Source organism: Meiothermus rufus DSM 22234, from assembly GCF_000423425.1.
GTDB classification, from domain to species: Bacteria; Deinococcota; Deinococci; order Deinococcales; family Thermaceae; genus Meiothermus; species Meiothermus rufus.
Window position 1 is genome coordinate 1 of the sequence record NZ_AUHY01000025.1, and the last position, 19,260, is coordinate 19,260.

The window sequence follows — 19,260 nt, forward strand, 5'->3', positions numbered from 1 at the left end:
AGATCCTCCAGCCGGCCCAGGGTAGCGACCACCCGCTGGCGGACGCGGCCGCCCTGGCGCACGCTCTCGACGAGCTGGAGGTAGGTGCGGGTGGAGCCGTCTTTGTTCTTGAAGGCCTTCTGGCGGATGAACATGGCACAACTAACGTAGCATCAAAACTATTCGCCTTCAAGATCTTATCTGAAAAACGTGGCACTACACTTTTGACCCCAAAGAACCGCCGCCCCATGGAAACCCCTTGATTCATGCGGGTTCCTGGGGCGGCGTGGCACCGAGAAGGGCCGTCAACTGTCAAACCCGAGAAGCAGAAAGGAGGGTTTTGTGAAGCGATTCGGAGTTCCAAGCTTTTTGGTTTTGTTGCTTGCAGCCTGTGGCCTGATTAGCAGCCCGCCCATCGACAACCCCTTCGGCCTGGCAGGGGAGCAGACCACCTTTACCCTGGGCCCTTCCAGCGCGGCCACCGGCACGGCCAGCGCAACCGCCACCTTCGAGGATCTAACCAACCTCAACCTGCCCCTCAACCCCACCGGTTTCACCTACAACCTGGCCATCCAGGGGGGGACCCTCGGCGGCACGGGCTGCCCCTCGCCCCTACCCTCCTCCGTCCAGGTGAAAATGGACGTCACCCTGACCGTCTCGGATAACCCCGCTAGCGGCCCCCGCAGTACCAGCGCCACCGCCAACAACGTGGAGTTCACCCTCAGTGCAATCGGGGGCGGGAACTACAGTGTGAGCAACCTGAGTGCGGGCAGCCTGAACCTGAACGTGGGCCAGGTCCTGCAGATCATCCAGACCGGCGGCAGCAACACCGCGGTGCTCCAGGCCACGATCAACACCACCAGCACCCCCGACCTGGCAGGCTGCACCCTGACCCTCACCTGGGGCGGCGGCACGGGCGTTTTGAAGTTCTAGCCCTTAGCGTAGCCCCACCCCGCTGGAAGGCTGGGGTGGGGGCTAAGGCGGCAGCTCAAAGTAGCGCCGCAAAATACGGCGCACCTCGGGGGGCAGAGGCTCGCTTTGAAGGTACTTTTCCGCCTGGCGCTGCACGTTCTGGGGGGGCTGGCCGGCGGCCCAGGGGCTGGGCAGGGGCTGGGGCCTTCCCTGCCCGGCCTCTCCCCCACGGACGGGGGCTTCGCCCGCGGGTGAAGGAAGGTTAGAGGGCAGGTTGCTAGCGGATGGGGCCTGGCCTTGGGGGCTTCCGGTGGGCCTATCCCCCGGCGAACCTCCAGCGGGCTGCTCCCCAGGCGAGCTACCCTGGGAAGACCCCTGCTCGGCCTGGGGCTGGGCTGGCCTCGAGGAGGGACTAGGCATGGGCTGGCCTTCGCGTCCCGGTGCGGGCTGGGACAGACTGGGTGTGGGTGAGGCTTCCCCGCCGGGCTGGCCTTGCGGAGAGGATGGCGGCTGGAGCTGGCCCGGCCCGGGTGAGGCCTCACCCGTAGACTGGTTCTGCTCGGGAACTGGCTCAGCACCGGCGTTCCCCGAAAACGGGTTTTGCTCTGCCTGAGCCTGGGAAGTCTGGGCCGGCTGTTCCTCAGCGGGGGAAGCCCCTACCTCATTCTGCTCCCCTTCAGCAGCCTCCTGGCCCTCGCCCGAGGAACCCTCAGCCGTAGGGGATACCTCGTCCGGGGCGGAAAAGGGCGGGGTAGCCGCTGGCGAAGAAGGCGGGCTGGTCTGCGTTGGGGCCTCGGGTTGGGCCACAACCGGCTGGGCTCCCGGCAGCAGCCACACCAGCCCAAGGGAAAGGAGGTACAACGCCACCAGCGCCCAGGGCCAGGGGGGGAGCCGGGCTGTGCGCAGGCTGGTCTCGGCCTCGGCTTGTAGCTGGTTTCGCCAAGGGTGGTCGGGGGGGGCCTCGAGGGCACTACGGTAGGCCAGGCCATACCGCCGGTCCAGCTCGGCCAAGGCCCGCTCTTCCTCCCAGCGGCTGGGGTAGAGCAGAGCCAGGCCTGAGAGCAAAGCCCAGGCGGGGTGCACCCCCCAGGCCAGGGGCAGCAGAACCAAGGCCAGGCCAGCCGCCAACCCCAGCCGTACCCGCCAAGCACGCCTACGGGCCCATGCGCGGTGCATGGTTCTAGGGTAGCCGATACCGGGGCCGGGCGGTTGGGGTGTGGCCCACCTTGCCATTAGAGCCGCTGCAAAAGCTCTTCGCTTTGGTGAAAATAGCCATCCTTGGGAATCAGCACATACCCTCGAGCACTGCGTGCAGGGTGGTAGGGAACCTCGAGGCTCAGCTTCAACACCATCCCCTGGCAGGGGCGAACCTGGGCCGGGTGGACCATCAGGCAGGGGCGAAACGGCACCGCCTGAGCGATGCGCTCGAGGAGGAAAGCCAGGTAGGCGGCAATGCCTATGGACCGAAGCCGCTTCACAAAAACCAGTCTAGCCCAGAACCTATGGCCCCGTTTAGTTCCGGCTTACCTTACGGTTCAGGAAGTCCATCAGCACATAGCGCCCAATGTTGGCCGGGGTGGTCAGATAGGCCTTGCCCTTGGTGATCTGGGTGATTTTCTTGACAAAGGCCAGCAGTTCCGGCTCACGGGCCAGCATGAAGGTGTGGATGGGGATGCCCTCCTTGCGGGCTAGGGTGGCCTCCTTGAGGGTTTCAGCCAGAATCACCGGATCGAGGCCCCAGGCGTTCTTGTAAATCTGGCCCGAAGGCAGGGTGAGCGCGGAGGGCTTGCCATCGGTAATCATGATGATCTGTTTCATCTCCCCGCTCATCTTCTTGAGCATCTTACGGGCCAACCGGAGGCCTTCGGCGGTGTTGGTATGGTAAGGGCCTACCTGCACCATGGGCAAGCGGCCCAAGGGCACTTCCTCAGCGCTGTCGTGGAAGATGCCGAAGCGCACCTGGTCGCCGGGATACTGGGTGCGGATGAGGTGGGCCAGGCCCAAGGCTACTCGCTTAGCCGGGGTGAAACGATCCTCACCGTATAGGATCATCGAATGGGAGCAGTCCAGCAGCACCACGGTGTTCATAGCCGCGGCATACTCGGCCAGCTCGATGACCAGGTCGGAGGCCTCGAGGTTCTCCAGCCCCTTGGTCACCACCCGCTTCAGGGTCTCGGCCAGGTTGAGGTTGGGCTGGTCGCCAAACTCGTAGGGCTTGGTCTCGCCGCTGGACTCTACCCCAGAGGCGTAGTGACGGGTAGGGTGGGCGCCGGGGGCGTTCTTGCCCAAAGAACCCAGCAAGGCCCGCAGACTTTTGAGGCCCAGAAAATCCACCGACTTCTGCGTGAGCTCGAGGCGCACCTCCTGGGCCTCCCCTTGGCTTCCTGGACCGGCGGGCTGGGTGGGGTCGGGGCCGCCTAGGCGGATAAACCCCTCCTCTTGCAGCCGCTGAATGAGCTTTTGAATCTCCTGGTATAGCCGGGTCTCCTCCTTGCGGTTGGCGAAGCGGGCCTCGCGCAGCCATTCCTCGGGAATGCGGCCCTGCTCTAAGAGGGCTTGCAGCAAGGCATCGTAGAGGTCCTCGGCGGTGGGGGTGCGGCTGGGGTCGGGCTGGTAGCGGTTGTAGGGGTCGGAAAAGCCCGAGTCCATCAGGAAGTCCTGGATCATCTCCATCAGCTCGGCTCCGCTCAGGTCGTCGAAGCCAGGCTTGTATTTGGAGTACCGCACGCGCATAGCCACCCCTTCAGTTCCCGCTGCCCCAGCGCTCCCGTTCACGCTCCAAAGGAGCGCTATAGCTCTCCTCGCCCCGGGCAATCTTGCGTCGGCCGGCTAAGCCCTCGAGGATGAACTCCCCAGCCGCCACTATGGCCTCTGGGGTCCCCTGGGGCTCCAGCTTGCGGGCTGCCGCCAGCAGACCCGGCACCTTCTCCATCTCTGCCAGCAGCTTGCGGGCGCTATCCTCGGGCAGGGTGAGGAGGTTGCCCTCAGCGAAGTACTGCACCACCTCGTCGGTGGGGAGGCTCCGGGCCCGCTCAGCAAAGGCCATGCCGAAGGCTTTGAGCAACAGGTCTTTGGCCACCCGCTCAGCCCCTTGGAGCTCCCCTTCGTACTCCAGCTCGATCTTGCCGGTGATGGCCGGTAAAGCGGCGTAGAGGTCGCGGGGGCGGGCCACCGGGCGCTCGCCCAGGCGCAAGGCCCGACGCTCGGCATTGGAAACCACCAACTCCAAAAGGCTGATGGAAAGCCGCTGCGAGACCCCCGAGGTCTTATCCACCCGCTTGTCTTCCCGGGCCACAAAGGCCACCGCCTCCGCGGCCTCGGCCACGTAGGCCGGCACGTAGATGCCCTCCTCACGGGCAATCCAGGCCTCTTGCTGGGTGATGGCCAGACCTTCCTCGAGGCTGTGCGGGTAGTGGGTGCGTATCTCTGAGCCAATGCGGTCTTTGAGGGGGGTAACGATCTTTCCGCGGGCAGTGTAGTCCTGGGGGTTGGCGGTAAAGGCAATCCATACATCGAGCTCGAGGCGCACCGGGTAGCCCCGAATCTGCACGTCGCCTTCCTGCAGAATGTTGAACAAGGCCACCTGCACTTTAGGGGCTAAGTCGGCCACCTCGTTGACGGCAAAGATACCCCGGTTGGCCCGGGGCAACAGGCCATAGTGGACAGCCTCGAGGTCGGAAAGCCCGGTGCCCCGCTTAGCCGCTTTGATGGGGTCGATGTCGCCCAGGATGTCGGCCACGGTGGTGTCGGGGGTGGCCAGTTTTTCCACGTAGCGCTCACTGCGGGGAATCCAGACGATGGGGGCATCGTCGCCGGCCTCCGCGAGCAGGCGCTTGGCCTCTGCGGAAAGGGGAAACAGCGGATTATCGCGAATCTCGGTGGGTAGGGCGGGTATTTCTTCGTCCAAAAGCTCGGTGAGCTGGCGTAGAATGCGGCTTTTGGCCTGGCCCCGCAAGCCCAGCAAAATAAAGTTGTGCCGGGCCAGGATGGCGTTGATCAAGCTGGGAATTACCGTCTCGTCGTAGCCTTGTATGCCAGGAAAAAGCCGCTCACCTCGCCGCAGCTTAGCGATAAGGTTCTGCCGCGCTTCATCCTTGACGCTGCGACGCAGCTTCTCCAAGGGATATGTACGCCTGAGCTCACCGAGGGTCTGGGCCTTGCGCATTCTTCAAGTCTAGCCCGACCCGCGTAGGAATGTGTAAATCAGACCGGGTTCTCCAGAACGGCCACCACCAGCCGCCCAGGGCCGTGCACCCCCCTGACCATAATCTGGCCGATGTCGGCGGACTTGCTCGGGCCGGAGTGCAGGCCAATAGCCGCGGGGAGCTGGGGCCTAAGGGCGTTCAACGCCTCAAAGAGGGTGGGGTAAATCTTCTCCTGCAGCACAAACACCAGGTGCGACGGCGGCAGAAGCTGGACGCGGCGGCCCTCCTGGCTACTCAAGAGCACCGTGCCGGTCTCGGCCACCGCACCCAAGGCCCAGGAGAGGCCCAGGGGGGCTTCCTCCGGGGGCTGCACCGGCAGCTCGGGGTGCAGGGCCGGGGGCAGGCCAGCCCCCAAAGCCACCCCGCTAAAGGGCTGAACAAACTGGGCCAGCCAGGTACGGGCGGCCTCGAGGTTTTCTAGGTGCACCAACTCCCCCCCGTTCTCCCGCAGGCGCTGGCCGAAGAGGGCCAGGGCTTCCTCGAGCGCTAAAGAAGGTAGGGCCAGCGGCTCGGGTAGGGCCGGGGCTGGGCGGTGCTCCAGGGCCCGGCGGAGGCGGGCCAGGATGCGTTCGCGCATGGGGCAAGTATATCGCAGTTCTCTATTACAGCGGAGCTGCCGTGGAAGCCCGCAAAACCAGTTGACTGGGGAACTCCTGCACCTCTTCTGCCAGGCGCTGGCCGCCCAAACCCCGGACTAAAAGCTCCACCGCCATCCTGGCCATAGCTTGTACTGGCTGAGCCACCGTGGTTAAGGGGGGTTGGAGGTGGGCAGCAATGGGAATATCATCAAAGCCCACCACTGAAAGCTGGTTGGGAATTTCCAAACCCCGCTCTCGTGCAGCCTCATAAACCCCCAGTGCCGAGAGGTCGTTACCAGCAAAAATAGCCGTGGGCGGTGGGTCTTGGGTTAATAGCTGTCGAGCCGCCTGTAACCCCCCTTCCTGTGTGAACCCTCCTGGCACCACCCAGCGCTCGTTCCACAAACCTGCAGCTTGCATGACCTCACGGTAAGCCCGCAGACGCTCGGCCCCCTGGCCCGAGTGGGGGGCGCCGGAGATATGGGCAATCCGGCGATGGCCTAAGGCCAGCAGGTGACGTAACAAGTCGGTGGTAGCGTGGTAGTTGTCGGCACGGATCACCGGAAGGTGTGTGGGAGGACCAAAGTAGTTGATAAGCACAATGGGTGCGGGAACCTGTTCAAGAGCCCGCAGGAATTGCCTCGAGCTGCTAGGACCTACCAAGATCAGCCCATCCACTAGTCCGCCCAGTAGTGAGCCTACCCGCTCACGCTCTCGTTCAGGGCTGCGCGAAGTTGTGAAAAGCCCCAAATCGTACCCCAGACGCCCAGCCATATCAGCTGCTGCTCGAGCCAACTCGGCAAAATAGGGGCTGGCCCAGACCGGCTACCAGGGGTTCCTCTCCCTCGAGGTTTTCAACGACCACTTCCGCTATGCCCCAGCCCAGGAGGTCGCCCAGGATGGCTACCGCTCGCTGCTCTACCTGGAAGCCCCTCAGGCCCCTGGGGTCTCGGTGAAGCGGCTGGCCTTTGTGGAGTTCGCCCTGGGCCAGGAAGACCGGCCTGCAATGGCAAAAACCCTGGATCGCATGGGGTTTTCCCCCACCCCGCTGGGCCCTGAGGTAGAGGTCTGGCAGCAGGGCCAGGCGGCCATCCTGCTCAACAGCGCCCCTCAGGGCTTCGCCCACGACTACTGGGAGCGGCGGGGGCCCTCGGTCTGTGCGTTGGGCCTCGAGGTAGCCCAGGCCGGCCCGGTGCTGGAGCGGGCTAAGGCCCTGGGCTACGCCCTACTGCAGGGCGACCACCCCTGGCCCGCCCTGGAGGGGCCCGAGGGAAGCCTGCTTTACCTCCTCGAGCCGGGCCAGGCCCCCTGGCGGTCTGCCCCCAGCCCGGCCCACCTCGAGGGCTTCGACCACCTGGCCTGGGTGCTGCCCACCGGCCAGCTTCTGGCCCGGCTGCTCTTCTACCGAGCGGTGCTAAAGCTCCACAGCACCCCCACAGTGGAGATTCCCGACCCCAGCGGCTACATCCAGAGCCAGGCCCTGGAGAACCCCGAGGGCAGCCTGCGCCTGGTGCTCAACATCCCCCAGAGCGGGGGTAGCCTGGCCTCGCGTTTCCTGCTGGAGCACTACGGGGGCGGGGTGCAGCACCTGGCCCTGCAAAGCCGCGACATCCTCGCCACGGTAGCCTATCTGAAGGCCCGTGAAGCCCCTCTGCTGGAGATTCCCGAAAACTACTACCTAGACCTCGAGGCCCGCTGGGGCTTAGCCCCCGAGTTTGCCCAGCGGCTTCAGGCCCACGCCCTACTCTACGACGCAAACCAGGGCCAGTTCTTCCAGGCCTACCTACCCACCGAGGAGGGGCTGTTTTTCTTCGAGGTGGTCGAGCGGCAAGGGGGCTACCGCGGCTACGGCGAGGCCAACGCCCCCATCCGGTTAGCGGCCCAGGCCCGCTGGCTCCACCGGGCCTCATAGGGCAGGGGTTGGGGTAACATGAGGCAAATGATCCTGATTCTCAACGGCCCTAACCTGAACCGCCTGGGCCTGCGCGAACCGGCGGTCTACGGCCAGACCACCCTCGAGGAGCTGGAAGAACTCTGCGAGACCTGGGGGGCCGAGCTGGGCCTGGGGGTGGCCTGCCGCCAGTCCAACTTCGAGGGGCAGTTGGTGGAGTGGATTCACCAGGCCGAAAGCGAGGGCTTCCGGGCCATTGTGCTCAACCCCGGGGCCCTTACTCATTACTCCATCGCCCTGCTCGATGCCATCCGGGCCCAGCCCTTGCCGGTGGTGGAGGTGCACCTTTCCAACATCCACGCCCGCGAGGAGTTCCGCCGCCACTCGGTCACGGCGGCTGCCGCCAGGGGGCTGGTCTCGGGCTTTGGGGCCCTTTCCTACAAGCTAGCCCTGGTCTACCTGGCCGACCTGCTCGAGGCCCAGCCATGAAGGTGCACTGGCAGGAAGCCGCGATGGCCGCCGCCATCGTCTGGGTTTTCAGCACTATAGCCCAGATTGACGCTGGCTTCTTTCAGGCCGTCCTGCGGGGCCTACCCTGGGGGGTGCTGGCCGGGGCGGCCTACGGGCTACTCATGCCCTGGGTCATCTGCTGGGCGGCTGGCAAAAACCGCCAAGACCCCCCGGAAACCTAGCCCTACAACAGCCGCTGGGCCACGGGCCGGGGCAGCCCGGCCCGCACCGAGAGCAGCTCGTGCAGCCCTCGGCCCTCCTCGGTCTCCTCCAGCACCTCGGCCAGGGCCTGGGCCACCTGCCAGAAGGCTTCCTGCTCGAGGTAGCCCACCTCGCCCAAATAGTCGGCAATGGCCTGCTTGCCCTCGCGCATCAGGAGCAGGGTGCGGTGCAGGGCATCTATCATGGGCACGGCGGCACGCAGTCCCGCTGGGGCATCGTCCGCGGCGTTAGCAGGCAGGCCCAGGTGCTTGTCCTTGGCCCGCTCGCGGGAGAGCCGGATAAAGGTCTTCTCGCCCTTCTCCTGCGCCAGCGAGCCCAGCTCGGCCAGCTCCACCCCGGCGCTCTGGGCTAGCTTGCGGGCCTCATCGGAGGGCAGCTCGGTGCCGTAGGCCCAGATGGCCAGCAGGGCAAACTGGGTGGGCCCGTCCACCCCGCCCATGGCCTTGGTGCCCAGCACCCGCTCCAGGGCAAACTCCAGCACGATCTTGCGCACCTCGTCTAAAAACTCGCCCACCCCCACCTCGCGCCCGTCGGCCCGCTTGACCACGTCGTAGCGGCTGTAGGCCGAAAGCCCCGGCCCAATGGCCGACATGAAGAAATCGGCCCCGCGAATCCCCGCCTCCCAGAACTCTTCAAGCTGCGGGCGGATGGCCTCTTGCATCTCGCGGCGCACCTCGGCGAAAAAGCCCGTGCTCCCCCCCTCGCGCTTGGTGCAATTGAGGAAGGTGGAAGAGGCCAGCGCCGCCGAGTCCCTGGCCCGAAGCCGGGTCGGCATCTCGGTATGCAGGGGCCAGGAGGCCTCCACCTGGAACCCCGCCCGAACGAGCGCCCCAATCAGGGTCTCCCAGGCCTCGGTGCTCTTGTGGGCAAAGACGATGGTGGCCTTGCCATGGGGCTTGAGCACCCGGTGCATCTCCCGGAAGGCCTGGCCCATCATCTCCTCGAAGAACTGCTTGGCCCGCTGGTTGTCGCCCCCGTGGCGCACCGGGTTCTGCACCGCCTCCTCGCGCTTGGGCGTAAGGGGGGTGCGGAAGTGCTCGGGGTAGAGGTGGCCGATGGTGCGCCGGAGCCAGACATAGAAGAAATCCGAAAGGTCGGCGTAGGGCACGGCGTCGTAGTAGGGGGGGTCGGTGATGATGGCGTCGAAGAAGTTGTCTTCAAAGGGGAGGCGGGTAGCGGTGCCGCGCAGGACTGCAGTGGAGCTACTAGACACCCTACTCTCATGCTCTATCGCTCGTGTAACCCATTCTGTACTACCTACCCAACCAATCGAGCTAAGTGCGTTTGCCTCTGCATATTGCCAAACCATGGGCAATGCTTGTCTAGCAAAAACATGATCCACAAACTCAGCGATATGATGCCAAAAAACCAAAGTAGCACTTTTATCCGCTAGCCGGTCATGAATAATAGCCAAATACGTCGCCACCCCTCGAGCCCACTCCTCATCCATCCCCACCTTCAGCATCTCGGCGTGGGCCTCGCGCACCCACTTGGCAAAGGTGACCAGGGCCAGGGCCTGGCGGGAGTTGAAAAGCTGGCCCCAGGTCTCAATCCCGTAGAGGTTTACCCGAAACCCCAGTGTACCCTTGGGTGGTAAGGGCTCGTCTGGGACAAGGCTCATTTCACCACTGTGACCAGCTTCAAGCTCGGCAAGTCTCTTTTTAGCTTGCTCGAACACAGCTCTATCCGCTTCGTTGGCAGGCCGGTAGGCTTTGCCCTCCCCGCCCGTTGAGAGAACCACCGCCAACAAGCGCTCGCCCCAGCTTCCTTGCTTGGCCTCGTCACGAACGTTCTCCACCGGAATGGCCGTGCTGCAGACCAAGCAGGTGGCGTTTCCCCGCTCGATGGTTCCCTTATCGGGCCACTCCTCGCCCCTGCCCACCTCCACCACCTCAAACGAAACGGTCTTGGCCTCGGCGTCTACCTTGGGCCTCAGGGCAATGCGCTTTTTGTCCTTCTTGGCCAGCCACCACTGGCGCACCAGGGGCACCTCGGCACGGCAGGCGGGGTTGGTGCAGGTCACGGTGCGGGCCCACAGGTAGGCCACCGGGGTTTTGCCGTCGGGGTCGGGCGGGTAAAACTGGGCAAGCTCGGCCTTGGCCCGCTCCAGCACCCACTCGCCCCAGTAGCGCACCTCGGCGCTCAGGGGGTTTTGCTGGTAACTGCTGGTCCACTCCCCCATTGGGCCTACCGGCTTGGCCCCGCCAAAATCCAGCGCCTGGCGGCCCTTGCCCCTGGGGGCGTCCCTGGCCCGGATGTACTCGGGCACTGGGCGGCTATTGGGCTGGCCGTACTTCTGGGGGTACTCCAGGGTGGCCCGCTGGATGAGGTGGGCCACCGGGTTGAGGTCGAGGGCGTAGACCTCGCAACCCAGGCGCAGGGCCTCCAGCGGCATAGCCCCGCCCCCGGCGAAGGGGTCGAGCACCTTGGGCGGCTTGCCCCCGCCCGCCTCCAGGACCCGGCGGCGGGCCTCGAGGACGGCCGCGTTGTTGCCGTCCTTCACGGCCTCCCAGGGCACAATCTGCTTCACCAGCTCGTGGTTTTCCTCGGTGTCGGGCACCAGCGTAGCGAAGACCGCAGCCCGGCTGGCGGCCAAAGGCCGCCTGGCCCACCAGATGTGCAGGGTGGAGATGTGCCCGTGGCGGATGGACTTCTCCCGGCTCGAGGCCTGGGAGATTTCCTCGAGGGGTAGGCGGTGCTCGATAAGGCGGCGTTTCTGCTGCATAGTGAACTCCCCATCTCGACAAAAACTCTGAATTCAGAGTTAAGAACTCAGCTTTCAGAGTTTGGATACGGCCAGCTACGACTGTGCTGAATCGGCTACAGGCTGAGGGAGCCAGCCCCTCTGGGCCAGGTGCTCTGCCGCCACCCGCAGGTGGGCTTCGGGAAAGCGCTCTTTGCGGGGGCTCCAGGCGCGAACCACCCTCAGCAGCGAGGGCCAGTCCCGGGCTTCTTCGCGGGTAAAAGCCCAGTGCACCGTAGCCAGCAACTCTAGACCATAGGGCGATTCAAAGCCCTCGATTAGCTCGGCGACACGGCCCACTGCCTCGTCGAATTCCGGGTAATCGGCCAAAAAGGCTACTGCCTCGTCCAGGGCTCCAGGAGCCAGTTGTATAGCCGAGGAGGTGTTACGGTCGCCATATCCCCGCAGGTAGTGGCCCTCGAGGCGCTGCAATACCGGGTTGAGGTTCTCCGCATAGGGGCCATACTTCTGCTTGACGAAATTTAGCTTCAGGGGTAAAGGCGATTCCTGAAGGAAGTAGGCCAGCTTTTGAGCCTCTAACCTACCCACCGGTTCACCAAAAGCACTGTAGAGTGCAAACAGCTTCAGCAATGCGGCCCTGGCTGGGGTGAGGTGGGGTTTGCTCGAGGGCTTAGCCAGGTTGGCCTGAAAAGCAGGCTGGGGTTGATAGACCCAAACCTCCACCTCCGGCAAGCCAGCAAAAGCCTCCTCAATCAGGGGCCGCACCACAGCCCAGTCCAGGCCGCCGTTGCCCACGCCCAAAGGCGGTAGGGCCAGCGAGCGCACCCCTAGCGACCTAACCTGGTGCACCAGGTCGCGCAGGCCTTCCTGGACGTACTCGAGGCGGGAAGGCTGCCGCCAATGCTTTTTGGTAGGAAAGTTGAAGATGTAGCGGGGATAAGCCAGCGGACCTCGGTCAAACACAAAAATACGACCTATCTGCACCTCGCCCTTACGGCAGGCCGCCTCGTAGGCCCGGTAGTTCTCTGGGTAGGCCCGCTTGAATTGCAAAGCCACCCCCTTGCCCATCACCCCCACGGTGTTGACCGTGTTGACCAGGGCCTCTACTGGAGCCTGCAAGAGGTCACCCTGCTTGTACTGGATCATCGCCCCTCACGGCTCAATAATACCAACCCCGCTTAACCCAGACTTTCCGCCAAATCTCCCTGGGAAAATCTTCAAGGATTTGTCGAACTTCTCTCGCCATACCCGAATCCAAGACCCCGATGCCCTCAACCAGTTCCCAGGGAAAATAGCGGTGAACCAGGAACTCGGCCTGCTTCTTTTCCTTGCGGAAGGGCTCTTCGGGCGTGTCGAACCAACTCCGGGCTCGGATAGCCTGCCAGTCCAGCCGAGCAAAGTCGGTTTTATGGGTGAAGAAATCCGCGTATTTTTTCTTGGCATGCCGGTCTGTGAAAACAAAAGGTAGGCCAGCCTGCTCGACCCGTTCGACGCTCGAGACAATGTGCAGGATAGGTCTTTGACCTCCCCTATAGGGCATCTGCCCTTCCAGGGGGTTATGTAGGGCATAGAGCATGGGCGAACGGGGACAAAAGTAAAAAGGCACGTAGTCGTGCAGAACCCCTCCAGGGCCTACCGGCACCGTTCGCTGGGCTCGCTCCTCCTGAATATGTTCGTAGGCTATGCTGGTACATAGCCTCGGCAAGTGGTTTTTCGCCCAGAGGCAGCCTTCTTCCAGGATGCCTCTAAGGTTTTCTATGTGGGTGATGTGGTAGATAAGCACGGGTAGCTTCATTTTGCCGCAGTTTCAGCGTGCTTTTGCCATTCCTCCAAGGGCAGCACATAGCGCACCACGCTCACCTCTTCGCCAGGGGTCAGCTTGGCCGCAGGGTTTTGGATGAGGTACAGCCGTGGCTGGGTGAGGGCCTCGGTCACGATGTAGAGCCAGTACTGATGGCCCAGGCGCCGGGCGGAAATCCACTCGTTGGGGGTCAGCACCACCGGCCCCACCCCGGCCCGGCCCTTAACCTCGATGTAGCGCCCGCTCGAGCGGATGTCGTAGCCCAGGTTTTGCTGGCTCACGTCCAGAGCCTCGCGCCCCTGGGCCTGCTCATAGGCCAGGCTCACCCGCATGGCCGCTTCTTCCACCGCCTGGCGCAGCGCGGGGTCTTCCTCGTTGGGAAGGCCCAAAGGGCGCGGGCGCAAATAGGCCAGCGTCAGCACCCGCGCGGGTTCGGGATGGAGGGTCGCCGCCCGCTGGAGTTCTTCCTCGAGGGCTTTTAGCCGCTCCTCCAGCTCCTTGAGGCGGCGCTCTTCTTGCAGGATAGCCAGGCGCATGGCCTCGCCCTCCTTGAGCTTGTACTGGGTGAGCTTCCGCACCGACTCCTCCAGCAAAAACTCCAGGCTGCGGCGGGCATACTTACGGCGAATAGCCACCTCGTGCTGCCGCTCACGCGCTACCTCCTGGAAAAACCCATCTAAAACCTCGGCGTAAGCCCAGGCCAAAAGCTTTTCCTCGGCTGCTGCCCCCTCGGCAGGCAGGGCCTGGCCCGCTGGGGCAGGCTCGAGGTCCACCACCAGCTCCGGCGGTACGGGCCGAACCTCCGCCTGGGCAATGGCGGCATACAGCCGGCGGGCCACGGTCTGCCCCAGCCCGTCCACCACGCTCAGCTCGAGGTAACCCAGCACCCCCTCCAAGCCCTGGTCGCTCCAGTAGACCGCCCCTTGGCGCAGCACGGGCGTGGCCTGGGCCAGGGTCTCCTCCAGCACCAGATCGAAAAGGGGGTGCCCCGGCGCGATGAGCTCGGCTTCCTGGCGGGCTTTGGGGTCGAAGGTGGCCCTGCCGTACTCGCGGGCCAGCAGGCCAGGGCGCTTGCGGAAAAGCTCGTAGGGCAGGGTAACCCGGTAAAGCCCATCGCTACGCCGCTCCACGCTCCCGCCCAAGCGCCCCAGGGCCCGCACGAAGAAGCGCTGGGTGTACTCCGGCTGCAAGCGGTGCTCTTCCGAGCGGGCCCGCTCCTCCCGCAGGCGCGACAGGTCTAGCTCGCGCTTGGCTAAAGCCTCCAGGGTGACCTCGCGGATGAAGGCTACCCGCTCGGGGGAGAGGCGGGCCTCGACCACCGCGCGGATTTCCGCCAGGGTCTTGCGACCGGTGAGGTGCTCGAGGATCAGGGCCTCGAGGTTGACGTCGGAGAGCAGCTCGCCCACCACGTCGTAGACCCGGTCGGAGCCCATCTCCTGGCGCATGCGCTCCAGCTTGTCCAGCACCACCTTCAGCACCTCGCCCTCGCGGGTGCCCTCGGCCACCAGGTTGTAGATGTGCACGTCGTAGCGCTGCCCGTAGCGGTGGATGCGGCCCATGCGCTGCTCGAGGCGGGTGGGGTTCCAGGGCAGGTCGTAGTTGACCATCACCGCGCAGAACTGCAGGTTGATGCCCTCGCCGGCGGCCTCGGTGGCCACCATCACCTGGGCGCTGTCGCGGAACTCCCGCTCGCGCAGGACCCGCTCCTCCAGGGTCATCGAGCCGTCGATGGAGGTCACGGCATAGCCCCGCTTCCGCAGCACCTCCACCAGGAAGCGCAGGGTGTCCTTGTGCTCGGTGAAGATGAGGAGCTTTTCCGCACCGATGTTCTGCAACACCCCCAAAAGCTCCCGCAGCTTGCGGTCGTCCTCCAGGCGGGCCAGGGTGCGGGCTTCCTTGGAGAGGGCCTCGAGCTCGCCCAGCTCGGCCTCGAGTTCGGGCAGGTTGCGGGCCAGGGTCAGCCGCTCGGCCAGGGCATTTTCCACCTGCCAACGCTGATCCTCGGTCAGCTCCTCCAGGTCTTCCTCGGTGTACTCGCCGTAAGGGTTCTCCTGCAGCGCGGCCACCTGCTGCCGCAGCGAATCCAGCCGCCGGTAACGGTTCTCCAGGCTCTGGGCAATGGCGTAGGTGCTGCTGGCCAGGCGTCGCTGGAGCACCGTCATGGCCAGCCCCACGTTGCGCTGCCGCTCGTCCCAGGCCCGCTTGAAGTGCCGGGCCACATACTCGCTAACCTTTACGTACAAAGCCTGCTCGCTGGGCGAAAGCCTGAAGGATAGCGTGTGGACATAGCGCGGGGGAAAGAGGGGCCGGCCCTCGAAGTCGGTCATGTCCTCTTTGAGGCGGCGCAGCAGGATGGGGTTCTCGTTTTTCTGGGCCGCCTCTTGCAGCAAAGCCGTGTTGGCGAAGAGGTCGGGTTCCAACAGGTCGAGCAGCAGCCGGAACTTTTCGTCGTCGCCCTGGTGGGGGGTGGCCGTGAGGAACAAGAGGTGGGTGCTGCTTTGGGCCAGCACCTCGCCCAGGCGGTAGCGCTGCGACTTCTTGACCTCGGCCCCATAGCGGGTGGCCGATAGCTTGTGGGCCTCGTCCACAATCACCAGGTCCCACTGCACCCGCTCCAGGAGGCTCAGGTTCTCCTCCCGTTTGGCGAAGTCGAGGCTGGCGATGAGCTGGGGGCGCTTCTCCCAGGGGTTGTCCTGGTAAAGGGCGGTAGCGGCGTCGCGGTTCATGACCTCGAAGCTCTCGCCAAACTTCTCCTTCAGCTCCCGCCGCCACTGGTCGGTGAGGTTGGCCGGCGTGACGATGAGGATGCGCGAGAGCACCCCCCGGTACTTGAGCTCCTTGAGGAAGAGCCCCGCCATGATGGTCTTCCCGGCCCCAGGGTCGTCGGCCAGCAAAAAGCGCACCCGGGGCTTCTTCAACAGCACCCCATAGACGGCCTCGAGCTGGTGCGGCAGGGGGTCGATGCGGCTGGCCGAGACCGCGAAAAAGGGGTCGAAGAGGTAGCCCAGCTGGATACGCCGGGCCTCGAGGCCCAGGGCAAACACCTCGCCATCCCCGGCGAAGGGCCGCTCTTCAGGCAGCAGGGTGGCTACCTCGGCCTCGGCCAGAAGGCGGTGATGGGTCTGGCGGCTCAAGAGCCCCTCCGCCACCACCGCGTAGCGCCCCCCGGCGGGCGTAACCCGCAGGATGCGCACCGGCTCGGGCCAGAAGGGGGCCTCTACCACCCGGTCTACCAGGGCTTCCCACCCCACCGGCTACTCCTCCTGCCAGTCCGCCTCGATATTGTGCTGGTCGAGAATCTCCCGGGCCGAGGTACGCAGCACGGCCTCATCCAGCCCCGCCGGGTTCACCGCCTCTACCTCGACCCGCAGGCGCACCGTGCCCTTGGCATCGCGCAGGGCCTTGACCAGGTCCACCAGGGCCGGGATGCGGGCCAGCTCGAGCTGGGGGATGGTCACGGCGACCCGGGTCTTTAGGGGTTTTTTGCCGTTTACCGGCTGGGAGTCAGGCTCGGGCTTGACCTCCCTCCCCTCCTCTGGCAGCGGTGTCTTCCCTACCTCAACCGGCGCATCAGGACGAGGTAGGCTACCTAGACGGGCCAGCACATAAGCTTCGGTGAAAAAAAGCTCCTCGGCCCGGGGAACCTTCCCGGCGTGCCAGACCTGGCTAAAGCCCTCGCCTGAGCGCACCCCTAGCTCAAACAGGCGGATGCGGATGCCCTGCACAACAGCCTCCTTCAAGGCTTCCTCCCGCTCGAGGAAGGGCAGGTGGGGCAGGCGCAAGAAGTACTCCCGCAGATCCTTCAAAGAAAGATAGGGTTCGTCCCGGGGCCACAGACCCCAGGGGCCCTGCACCAGATAGGCCGGGTCGAGGGCGGCTATCAGCCGGTCCTCCGCCCGCAGCACCTCCATGACCGCGGCCTGCAGGCTGGGCTGGGTTTTGGCATAGGCGGTGAGGTCGTAGTAGTGGTAGGCTCCTTTGGCATCTTTGGGCTCGAGCATCCCCGTGTAGCTGGCCTTGACCAGCACCGGCAAAGCTTCCCGCGCCTCCTTCAAAAGGCGCTCCAAATCCTGCCGCTGCTCCTCGGACAAAACCAGCCCCCGGTCGGCTTTGATCTCCTCCAAGGCCAGCAGCTTGCAGGCAGCCTCCTGGGCCCGCAGGTAGGCTGCCCGGGAAAGGGCCAAAAAGAGGGTGGTGTTCTTGTAGATACGGGGCCCAGAGGCATGGTTGTCCTGCACGATGTGGTAGGCCCGCTCGAGGGCCTCCTTGTGGTCGTTGGGGGCTTCCGGCCCCAAAAGCACCAGCTTGAGGGCGGGGTTATCGGGCACCTCGCGGTGGTTGCTGGGCCAGATGTAGACCCGGAACACCCCCGGCCCCGCGGCTTTTTCCACCTGTTGCCGGAGCAGTTCCTCCACCGCCTCTGGCTTGACCTGGGCCATCCGGTCGGCCAGCACCGCATTGAGGTTGGGTTGAGCCTTGAAGGCCCAGCCCCCGTTGATGTACAGGTAGTACAGCCGCTTTTTGAGGTTGTCCAGCGCGTCACCTATGAGCAGGGGAGAAATGCCTTCGGGGTAGACCAACGCCAGGTTGAGCTGGGGGCGGGAGGCCCCGCGTTCCGCACCGCCAGAGTGGGAGTAAAAGAATACCGCTGTGGCCAGCGACTGCGCCAAGCGGAAGCGCGCGTAATCTCCGCCCAGCTCGCGATCCAGCAGGTAGGCCTTGCCCTCTGGGGGGATAATGTCCGAGGCCAGCACCGGCTCCCAGTGAGCCTCGCCCAACACGCTGGTGACCGTGGCCCTCAGGTCGGCGGACTCCAAGGCGGCGTCGCCCAGCCCGATCAGGGGGCGGGCCGAGGCCGAAAGATACCCCGCTTCCACCAGCCGGGCCAGAAGGCGCAGCACGCCGCGGGTCTTCTGGAAGGTCTGTAGGGTGCCCCAGCGCTCGTAGAGCACGCGCACCAGCTCGGGGTGAAAGGGAAAGGCCGCCAGCATCTTGCGCCCGTACTCGCCGCTGCGCACCTCGCTGGGCAGCTCGTTCTTCAGCTCCTCGTAGGCCTTCATGTAGGCGGCCACCACCTGCTTGGCCCCCTCGCCGTCGATGCGCTCGAACAGGCGGCGCCGCAGCACCTCGTAGATTTCCTCCCCCTGCACCGGCATGCGCACGGCCTGCACCCGGCCGAAGATCTTCTCTAGACGGGCAAAGACCTCTGGAGCCTCCTTGTGGTCGTAGTACTCGAGGTGCGACTCAGGGAAGGTGGTGACCAAAGCGACGTTACGCAGGCTGCCCACCACCTCGGTGAGTTCCTGCAGGAAGGCGAAGGTCTGGGCCTGCAGGCTGGTATTGCCGATGGAAACCGAGGCCGCCTTGACCTGGTAGACCAAAAGCTCGTCAATCAGGATGAGAACCGGGCTGTACGCTCGCAGGAGTTCATCCAGGGCCTGCTTGCCGGGCGGGGTCATGGCCTCGTCTGCAGCACGCAGCCTTTCGTAACCGGCCTTATCGCCTAGCTGGTAGGCCAGCTCACCCCACAGGGTTTGGATGCGCAGGCCATCCACCATGCGTCCTTGGGCGGAAAGATCGGTGCCCACCAGCACCGCTACCCGCGCCCTTGGCATGCTGCCGACCCCAGCCTCTTGCAGCAGGGCCTTGATCTCCGGCAGGTCGGTGAGTTCGGCATAGGCCTTGACCAGATGGTACAGGGCAATCAAGGCATGGGTCTTACCCCCGCCGAAGGGGGTGCGCAGTTGGACCACCGCCTCCCCACCCATGCCGGCCAGCCGCCGCAGCGTGTCCTTGAGGATGGAGGCGAGTTCCTTGGTAAGGTAGGTCTTCTTGAAAAACGCCTCGGCGTAGCGGTACTCGGCTGGCGCTCTGCCAAACACCACGTCGTCGAGCTTGGCCGCGAAGGTGTTCTCGTCGAACTCGCCCCGGCGAATGGCCTCATCCGGCTCGGCCAGCTGCCACCAGGGGGGTAGGCTGCCCTTGGGCGCACTGGGTAAGGTGCGCTCCATAAGCTGGCGCACCTCTTTGGCCACCTCTTCCGCACCGATCTGGCGCAAAAAGCGCACGATGTTGTCCAGGGCACGGCTTACATCCTCTTCGGGGAGGTGTTTCTGATGGGCCCAGGCGTTGCGCACCTCGCTGATCTCGTCAGCCCAGGTGACCGCGCGGTTAAAGTTGCGGCCAAACGCCTCGCGGAACACTTCTCGCTGGCCTAGCAGAACGTCCTTGACGTGGTTGATATCGAAAACATCCTCTGCCGTCTTGCCGCGCTTCAGGTCCTCCAGGGCCTGGGCTCGCCGGGCCTCGCTTAGCGCAGCCAGGTAGGCTTCTACCCAAGCTTGGCCCTGGCCATACACCCGCTGCAACTCGGCCACAAAATAAGCACGCACCGCCTCGGCATACAGCCGCAGGGCGGTGCTTAGGTAGCTTTCGGCCTTCATGGGACCATCTTAAGG

General features: G+C 64.7%; 14 protein-coding genes and 1 pseudogene. 4 read left to right on the forward strand and 11 right to left on the reverse strand.

Annotation, left to right across the window (positions count from 1 at the left end; all coding sequences use genetic code 11):
• Positions 1-321: 321 nt before the first annotated feature.
• The gene (locus tag G552_RS0106045; RefSeq protein WP_027882216.1) at positions 322-912 is read left to right on the forward strand and encodes a hypothetical protein; all 591 of its coding nucleotides are present in this window, start codon (positions 322-324) and stop codon (positions 910-912) included.
• Positions 913-954: 42 nt separating this feature from the next.
• Here the strand turns inward: G552_RS0106045 and G552_RS0106050 are convergent, their stop codons facing one another.
• The 6 genes and pseudogenes from G552_RS0106050 to G552_RS14895 all read right to left on the reverse strand — a co-directional run.
• Positions 955-2,067, reverse strand: coding sequence for a hypothetical protein (locus G552_RS0106050; RefSeq protein ID WP_027882217.1), 1,113 nt, complete (start codon positions 2,065-2,067; stop codon positions 955-957).
• A gap of 56 nt (positions 2,068-2,123) precedes the next feature.
• Positions 2,124-2,369, reverse strand: coding sequence for a hypothetical protein (locus tag G552_RS0106055; protein ID WP_027882218.1), 246 nt, complete (start codon positions 2,367-2,369; stop codon positions 2,124-2,126).
• 34 nt (positions 2,370-2,403) lie between these two features.
• Complete coding sequence (locus G552_RS0106060; RefSeq protein ID WP_027882219.1) at positions 2,404-3,624, reverse strand: vWA domain-containing protein; 1,221 nt, start codon at positions 3,622-3,624, stop codon at positions 2,404-2,406.
• Between the two features lie 10 nt (positions 3,625-3,634).
• Positions 3,635-5,056, reverse strand: coding sequence for a sigma 54-interacting transcriptional regulator (locus G552_RS0106065; protein WP_027882220.1), 1,422 nt, complete (start codon positions 5,054-5,056; stop codon positions 3,635-3,637).
• A gap of 38 nt (positions 5,057-5,094) precedes the next feature.
• A complete protein-coding gene (locus tag G552_RS0106070) occupies positions 5,095-5,673 on the reverse strand; it encodes a LutC/YkgG family protein (RefSeq protein ID WP_027882221.1) in 579 nt (192 codons plus the stop codon).
• A 25-nt stretch (positions 5,674-5,698) separates the two neighbouring features.
• Positions 5,699-6,478 (reverse strand): annotated as a pseudogene (locus tag G552_RS14895) (substrate-binding domain-containing protein); the annotation flags it as partial.
• A 148-nt stretch (positions 6,479-6,626) separates the two neighbouring features.
• Here G552_RS14895 and G552_RS14900 point away from each other — a divergent pair.
• Genes G552_RS14900 through G552_RS0106090 form a run of 3 tightly spaced genes read left to right on the forward strand, consistent with a single transcriptional unit; the run spans position 6,627 to position 8,257 of the window.
• The gene (locus G552_RS14900; protein WP_051195705.1) at positions 6,627-7,586 is read left to right on the forward strand and encodes a 4-hydroxyphenylpyruvate dioxygenase family protein; all 960 of its coding nucleotides are present in this window, start codon (positions 6,627-6,629) and stop codon (positions 7,584-7,586) included.
• A 27-nt stretch (positions 7,587-7,613) separates the two neighbouring features.
• Entirely contained in the window at positions 7,614-8,054 is a 441-nt protein-coding gene (aroQ, locus tag G552_RS0106085; RefSeq protein WP_027882222.1) for a type II 3-dehydroquinate dehydratase, read from the forward strand.
• Positions 8,051-8,257: a hypothetical protein gene (locus G552_RS0106090; RefSeq protein WP_027882223.1), complete on the forward strand. Its 207-nt coding sequence runs from the start codon at positions 8,051-8,053 to the stop codon at positions 8,255-8,257. Before aroQ ends, G552_RS0106090 begins: the two co-directional genes overlap by 4 nt.
• 2 nt (positions 8,258-8,259) lie before the next feature.
• On the opposite strand, the gene G552_RS0106095 is transcribed toward G552_RS0106090, so the two are convergent.
• From G552_RS0106095 to G552_RS0106115, 5 genes are all read right to left on the reverse strand, one after another.
• Positions 8,260-11,022, reverse strand: a complete 2,763-nt coding sequence (locus tag G552_RS0106095) for a DUF1156 domain-containing protein (RefSeq protein WP_027882224.1) — start codon at positions 11,020-11,022, stop codon at positions 8,260-8,262.
• Positions 11,023-11,097: 75 nt separating this feature from the next.
• Positions 11,098-12,147 carry a type II toxin-antitoxin system antitoxin DNA ADP-ribosyl glycohydrolase DarG gene (darG, locus tag G552_RS0106100; protein ID WP_027882225.1) on the reverse strand — a complete coding sequence of 350 codons (1,050 nt, stop codon included), beginning with the start codon at positions 12,145-12,147 and terminating at the stop codon, positions 11,098-11,100.
• Positions 12,148-12,160: 13 nt separating this feature from the next.
• On the reverse strand, positions 12,161-12,796 hold the full coding sequence (gene darT / locus G552_RS0106105) for a type II toxin-antitoxin system toxin DNA ADP-ribosyl transferase DarT (protein WP_027882226.1): 636 nt from the start codon (positions 12,794-12,796) through the stop codon (positions 12,161-12,163).
• Entirely contained in the window at positions 12,793-16,053 is a 3,261-nt protein-coding gene (locus tag G552_RS0106110) for a helicase-related protein (protein WP_051195706.1), read from the reverse strand. The genes darT and G552_RS0106110 overlap by 4 nt, the downstream gene beginning before the upstream one ends.
• A gap of 3 nt (positions 16,054-16,056) precedes the next feature.
• The gene (locus G552_RS0106115) at positions 16,057-19,245 is read right to left on the reverse strand and encodes a DUF499 domain-containing protein (protein WP_036270380.1); all 3,189 of its coding nucleotides are present in this window, start codon (positions 19,243-19,245) and stop codon (positions 16,057-16,059) included.
• Between the last annotated feature and the right edge of the window lie 15 nt (positions 19,246-19,260).

Excerpts from the sequence above, each read along its gene's own strand:
- G552_RS0106070 (WP_027882221.1), bottom strand. The coding sequence starts at position 5,673 with ATGCGCGAACGCATCCTGGCCCGCCTCCGCCGGGCCCTGGAGCACCGC.
- G552_RS0106095 (WP_027882224.1), bottom strand. The coding sequence starts at position 11,022 with ATGCAGCAGAAACGCCGCCTTATCGAGCACCGCCTACCCCTCGAGGAA.
- aroQ (WP_027882222.1), top strand. The coding sequence starts at position 7,614 with ATGATCCTGATTCTCAACGGCCCTAACCTGAACCGCCTGGGCCTGCGC.
- G552_RS0106090 (WP_027882223.1), top strand. The coding sequence starts at position 8,051 with ATGAAGGTGCACTGGCAGGAAGCCGCGATGGCCGCCGCCATCGTCTGG.
- darT (WP_027882226.1), bottom strand. The coding sequence starts at position 12,796 with ATGAAGCTACCCGTGCTTATCTACCACATCACCCACATAGAAAACCTT.
- G552_RS0106115 (WP_036270380.1), bottom strand. The coding sequence starts at position 19,245 with ATGAAGGCCGAAAGCTACCTAAGCACCGCCCTGCGGCTGTATGCCGAG.
- darG (WP_027882225.1), bottom strand. The coding sequence starts at position 12,147 with ATGATCCAGTACAAGCAGGGTGACCTCTTGCAGGCTCCAGTAGAGGCC.
- G552_RS0106065 (WP_027882220.1), bottom strand. The coding sequence starts at position 5,056 with ATGCGCAAGGCCCAGACCCTCGGTGAGCTCAGGCGTACATATCCCTTG.
- G552_RS0106060 (WP_027882219.1), bottom strand. The coding sequence starts at position 3,624 with ATGCGCGTGCGGTACTCCAAATACAAGCCTGGCTTCGACGACCTGAGC.
- G552_RS0106050 (WP_027882217.1), bottom strand. The coding sequence starts at position 2,067 with ATGCACCGCGCATGGGCCCGTAGGCGTGCTTGGCGGGTACGGCTGGGG.